The following is an 18238-nucleotide window of genomic DNA, read 5'->3' on the forward strand; positions in this document are numbered from 1 at the left end:
CCTCCCATGACCACGCTCACCACCGGCACGGACACCCTGACCCGCGACGCGCTCACCGTCCTGCAGCCCGGGTTCCTCGGCACCACCGCCCCCGACTGGCTGCTCCGCCGGATCGGCGAAGGGCTCTCCTCCGTCGGCCTCTTCGGCCGGAACATCGCCACCCCCGAGCAGCTCACCGCCCTCACGGCGCGGCTGCGCGCGGAGCGCGACGACGTCCTGGTCGCCATCGACGAGGAGGGCGGCGACGTCACCCGCCTGGAGGTCCGGCACGGCTCCTCGTTCCCCGGCAACTACGCGCTGGGCGCCGTGGACGACCCCGACCTCACCCGGGCCGTCGCCCACGAGCTCGGCCGCCGTCTCGCCGAGTGCGGCGTCGACCTCAACTGGGCGCCCTCCGCCGACGTGAACTCCAACGCCGACAACCCGGTCATCGGCGTCCGCTCCTTCGGCGCCGACCCCGCACTCGTCGCCCGGCACACCGTCGCGTACGTCGAGGGCCTCCAGGCCGTCGGCGTCGCCGCCTGCACCAAGCACTTCCCCGGACACGGCGACACCAACGTGGACTCGCACCACGCGCTGCCCCGGATCGATGTGGGACTCGACACACTGCACGCCCGTGAGCTGGTGCCTTTCCGCGCGGCGATCGCGGCGGGTACCAAAGCCGTCATGAGCGCGCATATTCTTCTCTCCGCGCTCGACCCCGACCGCCCGGCCACGCTGAGCCCGCAGATCCTGACCGGTCTGCTGCGCCAGGAGTTGGGCTTCGACGGGCTGATCGTCACCGATGGCATGGAGATGCAGGCCATCGCGTCGACGTACGGCATCGAGCGCGGATCCGTCCTCGCGATCGCCGCGGGCGCCGACGCCATCTGCGTCGGCGGCGGGCTGGCCGACGAGGAGACGGTACTTCGACTGCGCGACGCGCTGGTCGAGGCGGTACGGACCGGTGAGCTGCCCGAGGAGCGGCTGGCGGACGCCGCGGCGCGGGTACGCGCCCTGGCGTCCTGGACCCAGGCGCATCGGGCGAGGGGGGCTGTATCGGGGCCGGGCGCGGCAGTGCAGGAGGGGACCGCGCCCGGCACCGAGATCGGTCTGGTGGCGGCTCGCCGCGCCCTGGAGGTGACCACCGGGGAGCGGCCCTACGCGCCGATGACCAGCGCTCCCTACGTCGCCTCCTTCGCGCCCGTCGCCAACATCGCCGTCGGCGACGAGACACCGTGGGGCGTCGCGGCGGAGCTGGAGCGGCTGCTCCCGGGGACCGTCAAGGGCACCTACGACGCGCCCTCGGCGGACGCGGTGCTCGCGGCGGCGGGGGACCGCCGGATCGTCGCGGTCGTCCGGGACGCCCACCGTCACCCGTGGATGACCGAGGCGCTGGACGCCCTGCTGGCGGCCCGCCCGGACACGGTCGTGGTGGAGATGGGCCTGAGCCAGGCGGAGCCCCGGGGGGCCCTGCACATCGCCACCCGGGGCGCGGCCCGGGTCTGCGGCCGGGCGGCGGCGGAGGCCATCGCCGGCGTGTGAGACGACTCCCGCGGGGTCCGGCGGCCCCGCGGGAGGCAAAGGAGGGGCCCGGCACCTGTTCCAGGTGCCGGGCCCCTCCTCGTAGCCCAGAAGCCTCGTGTCACGGGAGCCCCGTGTCCCGGGAGCCTCGTGTCCCGGGACCGTGCGGTCAGATGCCCTGCCAGGCGGGCTTGTTCGCGAAGGTGTGACGGAAGTAGTGCGCCAGCTTCAGCTTGGACGCGGCGGCCTCGTCCACCACGACCGTGGCGTGCCGGTGCAGCTGCAGCGCCGAGGCCGGCACGATCGCGGCGACCGGGCCCTCGACCGTCTGCGCCACGGCCTCGGCCTTGCCCTCGCCGGTGGCGAGGAGCACGAGGTGGCGCGCCTCCAGGATGGTGCCGATGCCCTGGGTGATGACGTGGTGCGGCACCTGCTCGATGTCGTCGTCGAAGAAGCGCGCGTTGTCCACCCGGGTCTGCTCGGTGAGCGTCTTGATCCGGGTCCGGGAGGCGAGCGAGGAGCAGGGCTCGTTGAAGCCGATGTGCCCGTCGGTCCCGATGCCGAGGATCTGCAGGTCGACGCCGCCCGCGTCGGCGAGCGCCTGGTCGTACGCCTCGCAGGCCGCCTGCACGTCCTCGGCGGAGCCGTCGGGGCCCAGGAAGGCGTCCTGGGAGAGCCCGAGCGGCTCGACGACCTGGCGCAGCACGGTGGAGCGGTACGACTCCGGGTGGCCGGCCGGCAGCCCGACGTACTCGTCGAGCTGTGCGATCCGCGCCCGGGAGGCGTCGACGGCGCCGGCCTCGACCCGCGCGAGCAGGGCTTCGTAGATGGGCAGCGGAGTCGAGCCGGTGGCCACGCCGAGCAGCGCGTCGGGCTTGCGGCGCAGGAGCCCGGCGATGCCGTCCGCGATCAGCTCGCCGCCTGCCTTGGCGTCCGGGACGATGACAACTTCCACGCTGGTGCCTGCCGATCTGAAGAGGGGCCTGTGGTATAGACCAATCTTAGCTAAATCTAGCAGAGAAGGGGGCGCCCACCCAGGATCCGTCCGCCTGCCGGACCGGCCCCTCCCATGGTCGGCCGGGGCGCCCTCCGGAGCCACCGGAGCCGCCTCTCCGCCGGGCCGTGCACCACGCCTCCCGCCGCACCCCCCCTCAGGCGATCGAGCCTCCGGTGGCGTCGATCCACTGACCCGTCACCCAGCGCCCGTCGTGCGCGGCCAGGAAGGCCACCACATCGGCTATGTCCGCGGGCGTGCCGACCTCGCCGAGTGCCGACAGGGCCGCGGCGCCCTTCCACGCCTCCTCGTTCCCTCGCAGCCAGCCCGCGTTGATGTCCGTGTCCACGATCCCCGGCGCCACCGCGTTGACCGTGATGCCCCGGCCGCCCAGCACCTTGGACAGATAGCGCGTGAAGGTGTCCAGCGCGCTTTTGGACATCGCGTACGCGATCAGCTCGGGCATCATCGCGGCGTGGCTCAGGCCGGTGGAGATGTTGATGATCCGACCGCCGTCGCGCAGGCGCTCGGCGCCCTGCTGGGCCAGGAAGAACGCGGCCTTCGTATTCACCGCGAAGATCCGGTCGTACTCCGCCTCGTCGATCGTCGCGAACGGTGCCGAGGCGCCGATCCCCGCGTTGTTGACGAGGATGTCGAGCCCCTCGGCCCGCTCGTCGAACCGCTCCCAGAGCGCCGCCGCGTCCCCGGGCACCCCGAGCTCCTGGCCGATCGCGAACGCCTCGCCGCCCGCCTCCTCGATCGCCGTGACGGTCTCCTTCGCCGCCGTCTCATTGGTCCCGTAATGCACCGCGACCCGCGCCCCGTCCCGCCCCAGGCGCTCGGCGATCCCCCGCCCGATGCCCCGGCTGCCGCCCGTGACCAGCGCCGTCTTCCCCGTGAGCGCACCCATCGGACGCCCCCCTCACTTCCGTAGTGGTCGTTACAGAAAGAAACCGTAGCACCCTTCCGTAGCGTCCGCTATAGAATTCATCCATGACGACGAAAGCGCGCGGCCGGCCCCGCTCCTTCGACCGCCTGACGGCGCTGGAGCAGGCCACGATGGCGTTCTGGGAGCACGGCTACGAGACCACCTCCGTCTCGGACCTCACCCGCGCCATGGGCATCAGCGCCCCGAGCCTCTACGCCGCCTTCGGTGACAAGAAGGCTCTGTTCGAGGAGGTCGTGGAGGCGTACGCCGTCGGTTACGGCGCGTACGGCGGCCGGGCGTTCGACGAGGAGCCCACCGCGCGCGGCGCGTTCGGCCGGATGCTCGTGGAGGCGGCGGACGTCTTCACCGACCCGTCCCACCCGCGCGGCTGCCTGATGATTTCCGCGGCGACCAACTGCTCGAATCCGGAGGTCGAGCAGGCCCTGCGCGACCGGCGCAACAGCAACCTGGCCTCGTTCGAGGAGCGGATCGGGCGGGGTGTCACCGCCGGGGAGCTGCCGGCCGGGACGGACGTCGCGACGCTCGCCCGGTTGCTCGGAGCGGTGCTCCAAGGCATGTCCCAGCAGGCGCGCGACGGGGCGACGAGGGAAGAGCTGGAGGCGGTCGCGGAGGCGGCGATGCTCGTCTGGCCGGCCGTGCCGGCCGCCGGCTGAAGCGGACTCCCGGCCCCGAAAGGCCCAGAAAGACCCGCGGGCCGCGGCGCCTGACGGGACCCTCAACCCGTCCGGCACCGCAGCCCGGAGTTGCCCGGCCGGGGGTGTGCGGTCCCTCGGCCGATGGGAGGTTCCGACGCAGTCAGGGCAGAGAGCGTCGCTACCTCGATCCACCCTCCTGTGCGGGGAGGGCGGAGGTCTTCCAGGATGCCGCATGAGCATTGTGGACTAGACCATTCTGTCTGTCCATCCATGCGCGCGGCATCTTTCCTGGCCCATCCTCCATCACGAACGCCCTGAGATCCAGGTTCATGGCCCCCGAATTCCGCGGGTACGCTCGCACCTGTGCCCTCCATGAACGACCTCGTCCGCCAGCACACCGCTCTGAGTGAGTCCGACCTCGAGTGGCTCCACCTGCTGGTGTCGGAGTGGCAGCTGCTCTCCGACCTCTCCTTCGCCGACCTCGTGCTCTGGGTCCCGACCCTCGACGGCACCCGTTACGTCTCCGTCGCCCAGATGCGCCCGAACACCGGGCCGACCTCCTACCAGGACGACATGGTCGGCCATCTCGTCCCGCGCGGACGCCGTCCGCTGCTCGACGCCGCCCTCGACGAGGGCCGCATCGTGCGCGAGGGCGACCCCGAATGGCGCGAGGAGGTCCCGGTCCGGGTCGAGTCCATCCCCGTACGCCGGGAGGGCCGCGTCCTCGGCGTGATCGCGCGCAACACCAACCTGCTGACCGTGCGGACCCCGAGCCGGCTGGAGCTGACGTACCTCCAGTCCGCCTCCGACCTGGCCCAGATGATCGCCGCCGGCTCCTTCCCCTTCCCCGGCGAAGCGGTCGACATGGACGCCTCGCCCCGCGCGGGCGACGGGCTGATCCGCCTCGACGCCGACGGCATCGTGCAGTACGCCTCTCCCAACGCGCTCTCCGCGTACCACCGGCTCGGACTCGCCGCCGACCTCGTCGGCCAGCACCTCGGCCAGATCACCGCCGAACTCGCCCCCTCCCGGGGCGCCGTCGACGAGGCCCTGGTCAAACTGGCCTCCGGCTACGCCCCCCGCGAAGCCGAGGTCGAGGGCAACGGCGGTGTGATCCAGTTGCGCGCCATCCCGCTCAAGCCCAAGGGCACCCGCATCGGTTCCCTCGTCCTGCTCCGGGACGTCACCGAACTGCGTCGCCGTGAGCGCGAGTTGATCACCAAGGACGCCACCATCCGGGAGATCCACCACCGGGTGAAGAACAACCTCCAGACGGTCGCCGCGCTGCTGCGCCTCCAGGCCCGCCGGATGGACTCCCCGCAGGGCCGCGAGGCGCTCAACGAGGCCGTCCGCCGGGTCGGTTCGATCGCCATCGTCCATGAGACGCTGTCCCAGAACCTGGACGAGCGGGTCCAGTTCGACGAGATCGCCGACCGGGTCATCGCGATGGTGGCCGAGATCTCGCCCGGCAAGGTCACCTGCCGGCGCAACGGCCGCTTCGGCATCCTGGACGCCGAGGTCGCCACCCCGCTCTCCATGGTCCTCACCGAAGTGCTCCAGAACGCCCTGGAACACGCCTTCGCGCAGGGGGAGCAGGGCACGGTGGAGGTCACGGCCGTCCGGGGCGAACCCCGCGCCGACGCCCGGCTGCTGATCACCGTGAAGGACGACGGGCGCGGTCTGCCCGAGGGCTTCGACCCGCAGCGCGCCGGAAACCTCGGACTCCAGATCGTACGGACGCTGGTGGAGGGCGAGTTGGGCGGCAGCTTCGACATGCAGCCCGGCTCCGAGCGCGGCACCCGGGTCGTCCTCGACATCCCCGTCCACCCGCAGAAGTAGCCCGGCCGGCCCTCGTTCGCGGGGGCGCGCACGGGCCGGTACAGCAGCGAGCCCCGGTCCGAGGAGATCGGTCCGGGGCTCGAATGCTGTGGGTTACTGCTGCGCGCTGCGGCTCGGGGGCGGTGATTGCGCACGCGATGTACGCGCCGCTTGCCTCAGGCTGACAGGGGGCTTCAGGCGCTGGCGTTGCGCGCCCGGTTGCGAGCGGCGCGGCGCTTCATCGCGCGGCGCTCGTCCTCGCTGAGGCCACCCCAGACGCCGGAGTCCTGGCCGGACTCGAGCGCCCACTGCAGGCACTGCTCCATGACGGGGCAGCGGCGGCAGACGGCCTTGGCTTCCTCGATCTGCAGCAGCGCAGGACCGGTGTTGCCGATGGGGAAGAACAGCTCGGGGTCTTCCTCACGACAAACGGCGTTGTGACGCCAGTCCATGGCTGCTACCTCTCTTGGTGTGACGTGCGGATTGCTTGTGAATGTGAACGCTTTCACGAATCCCCCCGCAAGTGAAGGGCCGACTGCCAGATGAACTGGTGTGGTCCTGAGTTCGAGGAGGGGTTCTGACTCTCAGTGGAGGCCGGTCTTGCGGGCCGTCCCGAGCGCCATGAAGAGATTCGCAAACCTCGGCTGCGGATACAACCCCTTCCGGAAAGTTTTTTTTGATTCCTCGGTGTCGGCTAGGTCACAGCCGTACTTCTAAGGGGTGGATGGCAGCCTAAACGTTCGAGTGAAAGGACTTTTGGCCCTTCCGCTCACACAATCACACGCAGTGCACGGCGTACGCCTGTGAACGTCACGCTCGTACGCAGTCCCAGGTGGTCGCCGTCCATCTGCAGGGGCAGCGGGACCTTCGAATGCAAGGTGAAGTCGGTCAGGTCGTGCAGGGACAGGGCGTGCTTGCCGTGGGGGCCGCGCTCGGGGGTGGAAGTGAGCAGCTGGGTGGCGTAGCGGGCCACCGCGGGGGCCGACAGACGGCTCAGGCCGAGCACGTCCAGGGCGGTCTCGAAGGACGCCTCCGGGGACGCGTACACCGGACGATTGCCCAGGTAGGTCCAGGGGGAGGTGTTGCAGATTATCGACAGGACCAGGTCCTCGACCGGGTCCTCGCCGGGCCGGTCCAGCGTGATCGTCCCGTGCCGGCGGTGCGGATCGTCCAGGAACTGGCGCACCACCTGGCGGAGGTAGAGGGCGTGCGTCGATCTCTTGCCGCGTTCCCGTTGCTGTTCGACTCGGCCGACGACACCCGCGTCGAAACCGAATCCCGCGCAGAAGGTGAACCAACGGGCCGGAACCGCCTCGTCCTCGCTTCCCGGCGTGCCGGAGGCGAGCCCCAGGCTCACGGTGCGTGTGCGGCGCTCACGCAGCGCGTCGAGGAGCGCGCCGGTCGCCTCCACGGCGTCGTTCGGCAGACCGAGCGCCCGGGCGAAGACGTTGGTCGAACCGCCGGGGACCACCGCGAGGCCCGGGAGCCGCTCCGGATCGGGACCGCCGTGGAGCAGTCCGTTGACGACTTCGTTGACGGTGCCGTCCCCGCCGAGGGCGACGACCAGATCGACATCGTCCGCCTCGGCGGCCCGTCGCCCCAGGTCACGAGCGTGGCCGCGGTACTCGGTGGTGACGGCCTCCAGCTTCATCTCGCTGGCGAGCGCGTGGATGAGGACGTCCCGGGTGCGAGCACTGGTGGTGGTTGCTGCCGGATTGACCACGAGAAGTGCGCGCATGGTCGCCAGGGTACCTACCCGGTGGTACCGGGCCCAGAGGGGCAGGTCGGGGGCACCCGGCTACCCTGCCTGGTATGAGCAGTACGGAGCAGACCGGGGAACGCCCCGCCGAGCAGCCCCCCCGCCCCGCCCGCCTGGCCGCCGCGGCCGCGGTGGCGGGCATCGAGGCGCTGGCCCTGGTGGCCGGCGGGCTCTATGTCCTCGTGACGGGAATCACCGGCGACCCGGACAGTCTCACCCAGGCCGTCACCGGAGGCGCGACCCTGGCCGCGCTCGGGCTGATCCCCGGGCTGGCGGCGCGCGGCCTGCTGCTGCGCCGGGGCTGGAGCCGCGGCCCGGCGATCATCACGCAGATCCTGGCGCTGCCGGTCGCCTGGCAGCTCCTCCAGGCGGACAGCGCGCTGATCCCGGCGGGCATCGCCCTCGCGGTCCTCGCCGTGACGGGCCTGGTGCTCCTGGTGAACCCGGCGACGACCGAGGCCCTGGGCATCGGCCGCCGCGGCGAGGCGTGACCGGCGCCCTGGCCTGAGCGGCGCCGGGACGCGACCGTCGCGGTGGCGTGACCACCGCGGCGCGGCCCGCGCCTGACGCGCGGGCGCCCGCCGCCTACTCCTCGACGAGAAGCTTCTCCCGGAGCTGGGCCAGTGTCCGGGCCAGCAGCCGGGACACATGCATCTGCGAGATGCCGACCTCCTGCGCGATCTGTGACTGGGTCATGTTCCCGAAGAAACGGAGCAGCAGGATCCGCTTCTCCCGCGGCGGCAGGTCCTCCAGGAGCGGCTTGAGCGACTCGCGGTACTCGACGCCTTCCAGGGCCTCGTCCTCCGCGCCCAGGGTGTCCGCGACCGCCGGGGACTCGTCGTCCGTGTCGGGAACGTCCAGCGAGAGCGTTGAGTAGGCGTTGGCCGACTCCAGGCCCTCCAGGACCTCCTCCTCCGAGATCCCGAGGCGCTCCGCCAGCTCGTGCACGGTCGGCGAGCGGCCGTGCTGCTGGGACAGCTCCGCCGTCGCCGTCGTCAGCGACAGCCGCAGCTCCTGGAGCCGGCGCGGCACCCTGACCGCCCAGCCCTTGTCGCGGAAGTGCCGCTTGATCTCGCCGACGACCGTCGGGGTCGCGTACGTCGAGAACTCGACGCCCCGCTCGGGGTCGAAGCGGTCCACCGACTTGATCAGGCCGATGGTCGCGACCTGGGTCAGGTCGTCCAGCGGCTCCCCGCGGTTGCGGAACCGCCGGGCCAGATGCTCCACCAGCGGCAGGTGCATCCGCACCAGCCGGTTGCGCAGCTCCGCCTTCTCCGGGGAGCCCTCCGGCAGCGTGCGCAGCTCGATGAAGAGCGCCCGCGCGCCGCTCCGGTCGTGCGGGTCCGGAACCCGCGGCGGCTCCGTCTCCGTGACCGCGGGCGCCTCCACGACCTCGGGAACCCTGCTGTGCTGCTCGTGCTCGCTCATGTGGACCGCCTGCTCCGTAGCGACCTCGACCTCGACCTCCGGATGCGGCCGCGCCTGCTGCTCAGGGAAGCCGGCCGTCGCGTCCCCGCTCCTCACGCCGGGCCTGGCCCCGCGCCGCGCTGTTTGTACAGGCTGATGGAGACCGTACGGTCCTCGGCCACGGACGACTCGACCTTTCCGGCCAGCGCGGACAGGACGGTCCACGCGAAGGTGTCCCGCTCGGGCGCCCGGCCGTCCGTCGTCGGGGCCGAGACCGTCACGTCGAGGGAGTCGTCCACCAGCCGGAAGACGCAGCTGAGGACGGACCCCGGCACGGCCTGCTGGAGCAGGATCGCGCAGGCCTCGTCGACCGCGATCCGCAAGTCCTCGATCTCGTCGAGGGTGAAGTCCAAGCGCGCCGCGAGGCCGGCCGTGGCCGTACGCAGCACGGACAGGTAGGCACCCGCAGCGGGCAGCCGGACTTCCACGAAGTCCTGGGTCCCGGGCTCGCCTGCGATCTGGGACACCCTCACCTCCAAGGTGGCACAAGCTCATTCGGGGCCCGGGGAGAAAGCCCCCCGAACCGGGCGGTACGCAGTCGGTTGCGCAGTCCGCCGTGACGCTATCGCGATCCGTGCCGCCGTGTCGCCGTGGACCCCGCCGGGCCCCCACCACTCCTGTGACTCATGGTAAGGCCATGAGAACGCACAGTGGCTAGGGGTCGGCAGAGCCCAATTGCGAGCGATCGACGGCACCTTGGCCGCGGAGGGGTGACGTACCCAACCGTCAGACGATCGAACCGTCCACGAAGCACCAGCGCCAGCGCTCGTTCGGCTCGAAGGTCCGCATCACCGGGTGGCCGGTGGTCGAGAAGTGCCCCGTGGCGTGCCGCCCCGCCGAGGAGTCGCAGCACCCGACGTGCCCGCAGCTCAGGCAGATCCTCAGCTGCACCGGATGGGTCCCGTCCGCCAGGCACTCCGGGCAGGTGTCGGTCAGCGGCGCGGGTTCGGGGCGCGGCATTTCGGCAACGTGCGGGCACTCGCTCATGATGGCCAGGTTACGTGGAACGCGGCGCATCGAGACGGGGACGGGGCATGGACGCTCTGCAGCTGGTGGGACTGGTCGCGGCGAGCGCGGCGGTGGCGGGCGCCGCCCGCAGGACGCCGGTGCCCGCCCCGCTGCTCCTGGTGGCGGCCGGCCTCGCCGCCTCGTACGTACCGGGCGTCCCCGACTACACCCTCGACCCCCACATCGTGCTGCCGCTGATCCTGCCGCCCCTCCTCTACACGGCCGCGGTGGAGTCCTCGTACCTCGATCTGCGGGCCAACATCCGGCCCGTCGCCCTGCTCTCCGTGGGGTACGTCCTCTTCGCGACGCTGGCGGTCGGCTGGCTGGCGTACAACCTGGTGCCCGATCTGCCGCTGACCGCCGCGCTGGTGCTCGGCGCGGTGATCGCACCGCCGGACGCCGTCGCCGCGACCGCGATCGCCCGCAAGCTGGGGCTGCCGAACCGGATCACCACCATCCTCCAGGGCGAGTCACTGGTGAACGACGCCACCGCGATCACCGCCTTCAAGGTCGCCCTCGCCGCGGCGGTGGGGGAGGGCGTCAGCTGGGCGGGCGGGATCGGCGAGTTCGCCCTCGCGGCGGTCGGCGGCATCGGCGTCGGCCTGGTGCTCATGGTCCCCATCCACTGGCTGCGCTGCTGCCTGGACGGCCAGGCCCTGCTCCAGAACACCCTCTCCCTGCTGATCCCCTTCGTCGCCTACGCGGCGGCGGAGGAGGTCGGCGCCTCCGGAGTCCTCGCCGTGGTCGTCGTCGGCCTCTTCCTCGGCCACCGCAACTGGCAGGTCGACTTCGCCACCCGCCTCCAGGAGGAGGCCGTGTGGAAGATGGTCGCCTTCATCCTGGAGTCCTCGGTCTTCGCGCTGATCGGACTGCAGCTGCCGTACGTCGTCCAGGGCCTCGGGCAGTACGGCATCGCCGAGGCGGCCTGGTACGCCGCCGGGGTCTTCGTGGCCGTGGTCGTGGTCCGCTTCCTCTGGGTCTACCCGGCCACCTTCCTGCCCCGCTGGATGTCCGAACGCATCCGCGCGCGCGAGCCGGGCGTGGACTGGAGGGCTCCGCTGATCGTCGGCTGGGCCGGCATGCGGGGCGTGGTCTCCCTCGCCATCGCCTTCTCCATCCCCGTGATGACGGACGGCGTGGAGTTCCCCGCCCGGAACCTCGTCCTCTTCCTCACCTTCACCACCGTGATCGGCACGCTGGTGGTGCAGGGCCTGACGCTGCCGCCGCTGATCCGGCTGCTGAAGCTGCCCGGCCGCGACACCCACGCCGAGACCCTCGCCGAGGCCCAGGCCCAGAGCGAGGCGTCCCGGGCCGCCCAGGAACGCCTCGACCTTCTCCTGGCCGACGAGTCCAACACCCTGCCCCTGCCGCTCGCCGACCGGCTCCGCACGGTCCTGGAACGCCGCCGCAACGCGGTCTGGGAACGGCTCGGAGCGGTCAACGACGTCACGGGGGAGACGGCGGACGACACCTACCGCCGGCTGGCCCGCGAGATGATCGACGCCGAACGCGAGGTCTTCGTCCGGCTCCGCGACGAGCGCCGCATCGACGACGAGATGATGCGCACCCTGCTCCGCCGCCTGGACCTGGAGGAGGCGGCCGCCTACCGCGAGGAGACGGCCTAGGCCGTCTCCGGAGAGTCCCGCCTGGCCCGCGACGCCTGTCACGAGCTCCCCCGTAGCCCTTCGGGCACGGGAGGTGCCCCCACGCTGCGTTGTCGGGATCACCCGAGTACGCCCAGTACGAGGGCGACCCTCCGCCTTGCGATCGCACGCACCAGACGCCGCGGGCCCTGCCCTGCGGGCAGACGGCGCTACTTTCCGGACACGCCCTAGAGGGGCGCCCTCAGCGCGGGGGCGCGCCCGTGATCACGGCGGCGATCCGGGTTCCCGGGGCGAACGCGCCCTCCTCGGCGAGGGTCACGAGCCCGAACAGCATTTTGGCCACATACAGTCGCTCGATGGCGAGTTCATGCCGCGCCTCGAAGTCCGCCGCGAACGCGTCGAGCGCCGGGCTCGTACGGGCGTAGCCGCCGCAGTGGAAGCGGTCGTCGAGGCTCCAGTCGCCCCGTGGACCGCCGAACGCGGCGGCCTGGAGGGCGCGTACCTCGGCGCCGAGGAAGCCGCCCTTGAGGACCGGCACGCCGATCGCCCGCCGACCGGGCGCGAGGCCGCCGGCGAGGCCCGCGAGGGTACCGCCCGTGCCGCAGGCCACGGCCACCACGTCCGCCGCCCCGGACAGTTCACGGCCCAGCTCCGCGCAGCCCTCGACGGCGAGCGCGTTGCTGCCGCCCTCGGGGACCACGTACGTCCCGGCGGGGGCGTCGGCGAGGAGCGCGGCCCGCACCTCGGGGTCGTTCTTGGCGCGGTACGTGGAGCGGTCCACGAACACCAGCCGCATCCCGTCCGCCGCGCAGCCCGCGAGCGAGGGGTTCAGCGGCCGGCCGGCCAGCTCGTCCCCGCGCACGACCCCGATCGTCTCGAAGCCGAGCAGGCGTCCGGCGGCGGCCGTCGCGCGCAGGTGGTGGGAGTACGCGCCGCCGAAGGTGAGGAGCGGGCGGCCGTCGGCCGCCCGCAGGTTGAGCGCGAGCTTGCGCCATTTGTTGCCGGGCACGTCCGGATGGATCAGGTCGTCTCGTTTGAGCAGGAGCCGCAGACCGCGGCGGGTGAAGCGCTCGTCCGCGACCGGCTCCAGGGGGGACGGCAGCCGCGGCCGCAGCCGGGCGAGGGAGTGGTCGAACGCGTTCACCAGGCCATTGTCCATGGCGGGCCCGTCCCCTGGGGGAGGGCGGGCGGTCGTCGAGGGCGGGACCGGGCGGGCGGGGCGCCGCGGGGAGGGGGCGGGGCCGGGGTGCAGGGGTTCCGCGCGAAGGTGCCGGTTCGCCGGGGGCCGGGGCGCCGGGCCGCTACCTCAGGCGCTCGCCGATGCGCTGCCGCATGGAGGCCATGGTGAAGCCCCGCGGGTCCACCTTCCCGGGCTGCCACTCCAGGTGGCCGATGACCGAGCGCTGGGACCAGCCGTGCGCGCGGCACACCGCGGCCGCCGCCTTCTCGATGGCCTCCAACTGCACCTTCGGCCACGGATCCGTCCCGTTGCCGAGGTTCACGCACTCGAAGCCGTAGAAGTGCCGGTTGCCGTCGACGGTGGCCTCGTTGTCCGGCGGCAGGCCCCGCTCGGCGATGACCGCCCGCAGGACCTCGTCGTCGCCGGCGCCGGCATGGTTCGCGCGGCCGTAGCCGACCAGGTGGACGGTGCCGTCCTTGGCGATCACGCCGTGGCAGAGGGGCCCCGGCAGCGAGGCGTGGCCGTCGCGGCAGAGCCGGACCGAGTTCGCGGTGCCCCGGGTGACGGTGTGGTGGATCATCACGCCGTGGACGGGGCCCCACGGGCCCTTGTGGTTGCGGTTGTGGGTACGCCAGTCGCCGACCTCGACGACCGAGAGTCCCTCGTCGCGCAGCGCGTCGAGGAACCTGCTCGCGGACAGGGGTGGTGCCATGGACCGACTCCTTCGGATGAGCTGGACGGGAGGAGACGCTGGTACCTGAGTACCGGAGTCTCCCGCTCCGCGACCATCCGTTCGGACCGTGTGCGAGCCGATTCGGACAACGGCCCGTTCGGCTGTCAGAAGGGGGGCTGTTCGAGTGGAAACAGGGGGACATGCCCAGCTGGAGCCGGTCCAAGCCACTCGTTTGTGTAATGGCGCGCGCACTCTCCGTGCTGAAAGGCTTCGTCTCGCAGTTCAGTCATACGAGAGGGAGTTCCATGTCCGTTGGTTCGGTTGGCGACGAGGTCCGCGTGGATCAGGCAGGTCCGCAGCAGAGTCTCGGTACCGCCGCCGCGCGGAACCTCGCGACCACCACCAAATCGGCCCCGCAGATGCAGGAGATCACCTCCCGGTGGCTGCTGCGGATGCTGCCGTGGGTGCAGGTCCAGGGCGGTACGTACCGGGTGAACCGGAGGCTCAGCTACTCCGTGGGAGACGGGCGTGTCACGTTCGTGCAGACCGGCGAGCGCGTCGCGGTCATCCCCGCCGAGCTCGGTGAACTCCCCGCCCTGCGTGGTTACGACGACGAGCTGGCCCTCGTGGAGCTGGCGTCCCGCTGCCGCCAGCGGGAGTACGCGGCCGGCGCGGTGATCGCCACCGCCGGCGAGCCCGCCGACCGGGTGTTCCTGCTCGCCCACGGCAAGGTCGAGCAGCTGGGCGAGGGGCCCTACGGCGACGAGGCGATCCTCGGCGTCCTCGCCGACGGCTCCTATTTCGGCGACAGTTCGCTGACCCAGGAGGGAGCCACCTGGGAGTGGAGCGCCCGAGCGGCCACCGCCTGCACCGTCCTCGAGCTCACCCGTGACGACGTGCGCAACCTCGCGGACCGCGCCGACTCGCTCGCCACCCACCTGGCGGGCGTCGCCGCCCTGCCCCACCAGCGCACCAACAAATACGGCGAGGCCGCGATCGACCTCTCCGCCGGCCACGTCGGCGAGGCGGTCGTCCCCCACACCTACGTCGACTACGACGCCTCGCCGCGCGAGTACGAACTGTCCGTGGCCCAGACCGTGCTGAAGGTCCACAGCCGGGTCGCCGACCTGTACAACCAGCCGATGAACCAGACCGAGCAGCAGTTGCGGCTCACGGTCGAGGCGCTGCGCGAGCGCCAGGAGCACGAGCTCGTCAACAACCGGGAGTTCGGCCTCCTCTCCAACTGCGACTACGGCCAGCGGCTCCAGCCGCACGACGGTGTGCCCAGCCCCGACGACATGGACGAGCTGCTCTCCCGCCGTCGCGGCTCCAAGATGTTCCTCGCCCACCCGCGCGCGATCGCGGCCTTCGGGCGCGAGTGCAACCGCCGGGGACTCGTGCCCGAGTCCATCGAGATCAACGGCAACCGCATCCCGACCTGGCGCGGCGTGCCGATCTTCCCCTGCAACAAGATCCCGGTCTCGGACGCCCGGACCACCTCCATCATCTGTATGCGTACGGGTGAGGCGGACCAGGGCGTGATCGGCCTGCAGCAGTCCGGCATCCCGGACGAGATCGAGCCGAGCCTTTCGGTCCGCTTCATGGGCATCGACGAGCAGGCGATCATCTCGTACCTGGTCACCGCCTACTACTCGGCCGCCGTGCTGGTCCCGGACGCCCTCGGAGTCCTGGAGAACGTGGAGGTCAGCCGCTGGCGCTGAGCCGGAGCGGACGGGGCCCCCGAGCCTTGCCCGGACCCCCGCCAGGGACCGGGGCGGGGGCCCCGTCCCGCCCCGGTCCCGGACGCCCGGGAAGCCCTCGGCGGGGCCCCGGCCCCGCCGAGGGGAGAGCCGAGCCACACAGACAGGAAGGTGACCGTGACCACGACCAGCGCGGATGCCATGACCGACGGCGGCCAGGGCGCCGCGGCATTCCTCGACGAGACCAGGACCGTCGTCCACCCCCAACTGCGCCGCACGGTGGAATCGCTGCCGGGCTCGATACGGCGCGTGGCGATGTACCACCTCGGCTGGGAGCACGCGGACGGCACACCGGCCGCCGAACAGGCGGGCAAGGCGATCCGGCCGGCGCTCGTGTTCGCCGCCGCCCGGGCGCTCGGCGGCGACCCCGCCCCGGCGGTGCGGGCGGCCGCCGCGGTGGAGCTCGCCCACAACTTCACCCTGCTCCACGACGACATCGTGGACGAGGACCCGACCCGTCGGCACCGGCCCACCGCCTGGACGGTGTTCGGGATCCCGGACGCGCTGATCGCCGGGGACGCCATGCTCGCCCTGGCCCTGCGCCTGCTCGCCGAGGACGGCCATCCGGCGTCCGCCGCCGCCTCGGCCCGGCTCACCGCCTGCATCATCGAGCTCTGCGCCGGACAGCAGGCCGACTGCGCCTTCGAGCAGCGCGCCCCGCACGAGGTGTCGCTGGAGGAGTGCCTGGCGATGGCCACGGCCAAGACGGGCGCCCTGCTGGGCTGTTCCTGCGCGGTGGGCGCCCTCTACGCCGGGGCGGGCGAGGAGGAGGTCGCGGCGATGGACTCCTTCGGCCGCGAGGCCGGGCTCGCCTTCCAGCTCATCGACGATCTGATGGGGATCTGGGGCGACCCCGACCGCACGGGCAAACCCGCCGGTGCCGATCTCGTCGCCCGCAAGAAGTCGCTGCCGGTGGTGGCGGCGCTCGCCTCGGGGACCGAGGCGGGGGAGGAGCTGGCCGCTCTCTACGCCCGCCCGGTGCTCGACGGTCCGGCGGTGCGGGCGGCGGCGGACGCCGTCGAGCGGGCGGGCGGCCGGGACTGGGCACAGACCCAGGCGGCCGACCGGATGGGCCGGGCCGTGCAGCAGCTGGCCCGGGCGGTGCCGGACCTGTCGGCCGCGGGGGACCTGCTGGCCCTGGCGGAGTTCGTCACCCGCCGGACGCGGTGAGGGGCGGGCGGTCCGCCGGCACGATCCGGGTGACGACCGTGTCGATCAGCTCGTCGAGCTCCCGCTCGGCGTGCAGACCGGGCACCGTCAGGTGGTCCAGGAAGAGGCCGGTCAGCGCGAGGTAGAGCAGCCGGACGGTCTCGGCGTCACCCGGCATGCCCGCCGCCAGGTGCAGGCGGGTGTTCTCGTCCAGGTCCGCGCGCAGGACCGTGGTGAGCCGGTCGCGCAGCTCGGGGCGCCGGGTGGCTTCGAGGCGCAGCTCGAAGAGCCCCAGATAGCAGGTGCGTTCGGCCACCATCCGCCGGGCGGTCCACCGCATCAGCTCGGCGACGAGCTCCCGGCTCGGCTCGGGCCGCAGGGCCGTGTCGACGGAGGCGGCGTCCGGAGTCAGCCGTACGAAGATCCGTTCACCGACCTGGGAGAGGAGCTGGTCGCGGTCGGTGAAGTAGTTGGACGAGGTGCCCGTCGGGACCCCGGCCCGGGCGTCGACCGCCCGGAAGGTCAGGCCCCGGGCGCCCTCGTCCGCCAGCACCTCGATCGCGGCGTCCAGAAGGGTCGTTCGCCGCTCCGGGTTCCTTGCCATGCCGACTCCTCGTAAAAAGATCTTCTTCTGATAAAGCCTTGCGCAACCACTACAGGTGAAGCACTATAACCGTCGTGGTTGCGATCGCAGCCGCCTTCCCGCATAGAAGAGGACCGGTTTGCGCAAGCTCACCTACTACATCGCCTGCTCCATCGACGGCTTTATCGGCGACCCGAAGGGCGACGCCTCGTCGATGTTCGCGTTCCACGCGGGCGAGTACGGGGCGGCCATGACCGCCGAGTATCCCGAGACCTTCCCGGCGCACGTCCGGCACCTGCTCGGGATCGACCCCTCCACCGCCAACAGGCACTTCGACACCGTCGTCCAGGGCATGGCCTCCTACCGCCTCGCCCTCGACATCGGCGTCACCAGCCCGTACGCACACCTGCGGGAGCTGGTCGCCACCCGCTCCCTCACCGAGTCGCCCGACCCTCACGTCGAGCTGATCGCCGACGACCTGGTCGGCCGCATCCGCGAACTGAAGGCCGAGGACAGTCCGCTCGGCATCTGGCTCTGCGGCGGCTCGACCATCGCCGGAGCGCTGATCGAGGAGATCGACGAGCTGATCATCAAGACCTATCCGCAGGTCTACGGCTCCGGCATGCCGATGTTCGGCGCCGACTTCACGCCCCGCGACTTCACGCTGGGGGCGGTGCGCGCCTACGACAACGGCGTCCTCGTGCGGACGTACACCAGGAAGCGGTGACATGTCGCGCGCCCTACCCTGGAGGTATGGGCACCGACCATCGCCTTACCGGTCACGATCCACAGGCCGAGCCGGTCTGCCCGGCCTGTGGACGGCCTGTCGGTACGGCCATCAGGCGGCACAAGGTCCTGGGCGCATGGGTGCCGCTCTGGGAGGCACGGCCGTGCCCCCACGCGGACTGTGCCCTCGTCGGCCGCCGCGCGGACGGCTCCCTGCCGCGCGGCGCCGAACCGGAGGGCACCCGGCCGGGGGGCACCGGGGCGGCGTAGCCCGGCGACGCCGACGATGCCGGAGGCACCCGGGCCGGTGGGTCACGCGCGGGGCGCGGAAAACGCGGGGGCAGGTGGCGCGGAAGCCACTACCACGCAGGTGACCGGCAAGAACGGTGAGACCGGGAGAAGTCCGGCCCCCGGGTGACCGGCCGCGCGG

Annotated in this window: 18 protein-coding genes; 8 read left to right on the plus strand and 10 right to left on the minus strand. The window is 72.1% G+C overall.

Annotated features, from left to right (window positions below):
- The first annotated feature begins 6 nt into the window (after positions 1 to 6).
- Positions 7 to 1524, plus strand: a complete 1518-nt coding sequence (locus ACZ6RC_RS09685) for a glycoside hydrolase family 3 protein (protein ID WP_391139295.1) — start codon at positions 7 to 9, stop codon at positions 1522 to 1524.
- A gap of 148 nt (positions 1525 to 1672) precedes the next feature.
- On the opposite strand, the gene nagB is transcribed toward ACZ6RC_RS09685, so the two are convergent.
- Together nagB and ACZ6RC_RS09695 are read right to left on the minus strand one after the other, a co-directional pair.
- The gene (gene nagB / locus ACZ6RC_RS09690; RefSeq protein ID WP_391139294.1) at positions 1673 to 2458 is read right to left on the minus strand and encodes a glucosamine-6-phosphate deaminase; all 786 of its coding nucleotides are present in this window, start codon (positions 2456 to 2458) and stop codon (positions 1673 to 1675) included.
- A gap of 196 nt (positions 2459 to 2654) precedes the next feature.
- The gene (locus ACZ6RC_RS09695) at positions 2655 to 3407 is read right to left on the minus strand and encodes an SDR family oxidoreductase (protein ID WP_469580454.1); all 753 of its coding nucleotides are present in this window, start codon (positions 3405 to 3407) and stop codon (positions 2655 to 2657) included.
- Between the two features lie 83 nt (positions 3408 to 3490).
- Here ACZ6RC_RS09695 and ACZ6RC_RS09700 point away from each other — a divergent pair, with 83 nt between their 5' ends.
- Both ACZ6RC_RS09700 and ACZ6RC_RS09705 read left to right on the plus strand, forming a co-directional pair.
- The gene (locus tag ACZ6RC_RS09700) at positions 3491 to 4099 is read left to right on the plus strand and encodes a TetR/AcrR family transcriptional regulator (protein WP_453613650.1); all 609 of its coding nucleotides are present in this window, start codon (positions 3491 to 3493) and stop codon (positions 4097 to 4099) included.
- A 354-nt stretch (positions 4100 to 4453) separates the two neighbouring features.
- Positions 4454 to 5920 (plus strand): sensor histidine kinase, encoded by a 1467-nt coding sequence (locus ACZ6RC_RS09705; RefSeq protein ID WP_391139671.1) that lies wholly within the window; start codon positions 4454 to 4456, stop codon positions 5918 to 5920.
- Between the two features lie 173 nt (positions 5921 to 6093).
- Here the strand turns inward: ACZ6RC_RS09705 and ACZ6RC_RS09710 are convergent, their stop codons facing one another.
- Complete coding sequence (locus tag ACZ6RC_RS09710; RefSeq protein WP_003953983.1) at positions 6094 to 6351, minus strand: WhiB family transcriptional regulator; 258 nt, start codon at positions 6349 to 6351, stop codon at positions 6094 to 6096.
- A gap of 317 nt (positions 6352 to 6668) precedes the next feature.
- Positions 6669 to 7637 carry a diacylglycerol/lipid kinase family protein gene (locus ACZ6RC_RS09715; RefSeq protein WP_391139291.1) on the minus strand — a complete coding sequence of 323 codons (969 nt, stop codon included), beginning with the start codon at positions 7635 to 7637 and terminating at the stop codon, positions 6669 to 6671.
- Between the two features lie 74 nt (positions 7638 to 7711).
- Between ACZ6RC_RS09715 and ACZ6RC_RS09720 the strand changes: the two genes are divergently transcribed.
- Positions 7712 to 8149, plus strand: a complete 438-nt coding sequence (locus ACZ6RC_RS09720; RefSeq protein ID WP_453613652.1) for a hypothetical protein — start codon at positions 7712 to 7714, stop codon at positions 8147 to 8149.
- A 94-nt stretch (positions 8150 to 8243) separates the two neighbouring features.
- On the opposite strand, the gene ACZ6RC_RS09725 is transcribed toward ACZ6RC_RS09720, so the two are convergent.
- The 3 genes from ACZ6RC_RS09725 to ACZ6RC_RS09735 all read right to left on the minus strand — a co-directional run bounded on the left by ACZ6RC_RS09725 (position 8244) and on the right by ACZ6RC_RS09735 (position 10112).
- Positions 8244 to 9182, minus strand: a complete 939-nt coding sequence (locus ACZ6RC_RS09725) for an RNA polymerase sigma factor SigF (RefSeq protein ID WP_391139289.1) — start codon at positions 9180 to 9182, stop codon at positions 8244 to 8246.
- Positions 9179 to 9592, minus strand: coding sequence for an ATP-binding protein (locus ACZ6RC_RS09730; RefSeq protein ID WP_015036094.1), 414 nt, complete (start codon positions 9590 to 9592; stop codon positions 9179 to 9181). Before ACZ6RC_RS09730 ends, ACZ6RC_RS09725 begins: the two co-directional genes overlap by 4 nt.
- Positions 9593 to 9851: 259 nt before the next feature.
- The gene (locus ACZ6RC_RS09735; protein ID WP_391139288.1) at positions 9852 to 10112 is read right to left on the minus strand and encodes a UBP-type zinc finger domain-containing protein; all 261 of its coding nucleotides are present in this window, start codon (positions 10110 to 10112) and stop codon (positions 9852 to 9854) included.
- 47 nt (positions 10113 to 10159) lie between these two features.
- On the opposite strand from ACZ6RC_RS09735, the gene ACZ6RC_RS09740 reads away from it, so the two are divergent.
- Positions 10160 to 11758 carry a Na+/H+ antiporter gene (locus ACZ6RC_RS09740; protein WP_469580461.1) on the plus strand — a complete coding sequence of 533 codons (1599 nt, stop codon included), beginning with the start codon at positions 10160 to 10162 and terminating at the stop codon, positions 11756 to 11758.
- Between the two features lie 220 nt (positions 11759 to 11978).
- Here the strand turns inward: ACZ6RC_RS09740 and ACZ6RC_RS09745 are convergent, their stop codons facing one another.
- Positions 11979 to 12896, minus strand: a complete 918-nt coding sequence (locus ACZ6RC_RS09745) for a 1-aminocyclopropane-1-carboxylate deaminase/D-cysteine desulfhydrase (protein ID WP_469580464.1) — start codon at positions 12894 to 12896, stop codon at positions 11979 to 11981.
- 142 nt (positions 12897 to 13038) lie between these two features.
- Positions 13039 to 13629: an N-acetylmuramoyl-L-alanine amidase gene (locus tag ACZ6RC_RS09750; protein ID WP_391139285.1), complete on the minus strand. Its 591-nt coding sequence runs from the start codon at positions 13627 to 13629 to the stop codon at positions 13039 to 13041.
- A 266-nt stretch (positions 13630 to 13895) separates the two neighbouring features.
- Between ACZ6RC_RS09750 and ACZ6RC_RS09755 the strand changes: the two genes are divergently transcribed.
- A complete protein-coding gene (locus ACZ6RC_RS09755; RefSeq protein ID WP_391139284.1) occupies positions 13896 to 15311 on the plus strand; it encodes a family 2B encapsulin nanocompartment shell protein in 1416 nt (471 codons plus the stop codon).
- Positions 15312 to 15491: 180 nt separating this feature from the next.
- On the plus strand, positions 15492 to 16520 hold the full coding sequence (locus ACZ6RC_RS09760; RefSeq protein WP_391139670.1) for a family 2 encapsulin nanocompartment cargo protein polyprenyl transferase: 1029 nt from the start codon (positions 15492 to 15494) through the stop codon (positions 16518 to 16520).
- Here the strand turns inward: ACZ6RC_RS09760 and ACZ6RC_RS09765 are convergent.
- Positions 16501 to 17103 (minus strand): TetR/AcrR family transcriptional regulator, encoded by a 603-nt coding sequence (locus tag ACZ6RC_RS09765; RefSeq protein WP_453613656.1) that lies wholly within the window; start codon positions 17101 to 17103, stop codon positions 16501 to 16503. The genes ACZ6RC_RS09760 and ACZ6RC_RS09765 overlap by 20 nt on opposite strands.
- A 118-nt stretch (positions 17104 to 17221) precedes the next feature.
- On the opposite strand from ACZ6RC_RS09765, the gene ACZ6RC_RS09770 reads away from it, so the two are divergent.
- On the plus strand, positions 17222 to 17809 hold the full coding sequence (locus ACZ6RC_RS09770; protein ID WP_469580470.1) for a dihydrofolate reductase family protein: 588 nt from the start codon (positions 17222 to 17224) through the stop codon (positions 17807 to 17809).
- Positions 17810 to 18238: the final 429 nt, after the last annotated feature.

It is taken from the genome of Streptomyces sp. NPDC048353, from assembly GCF_055587165.1.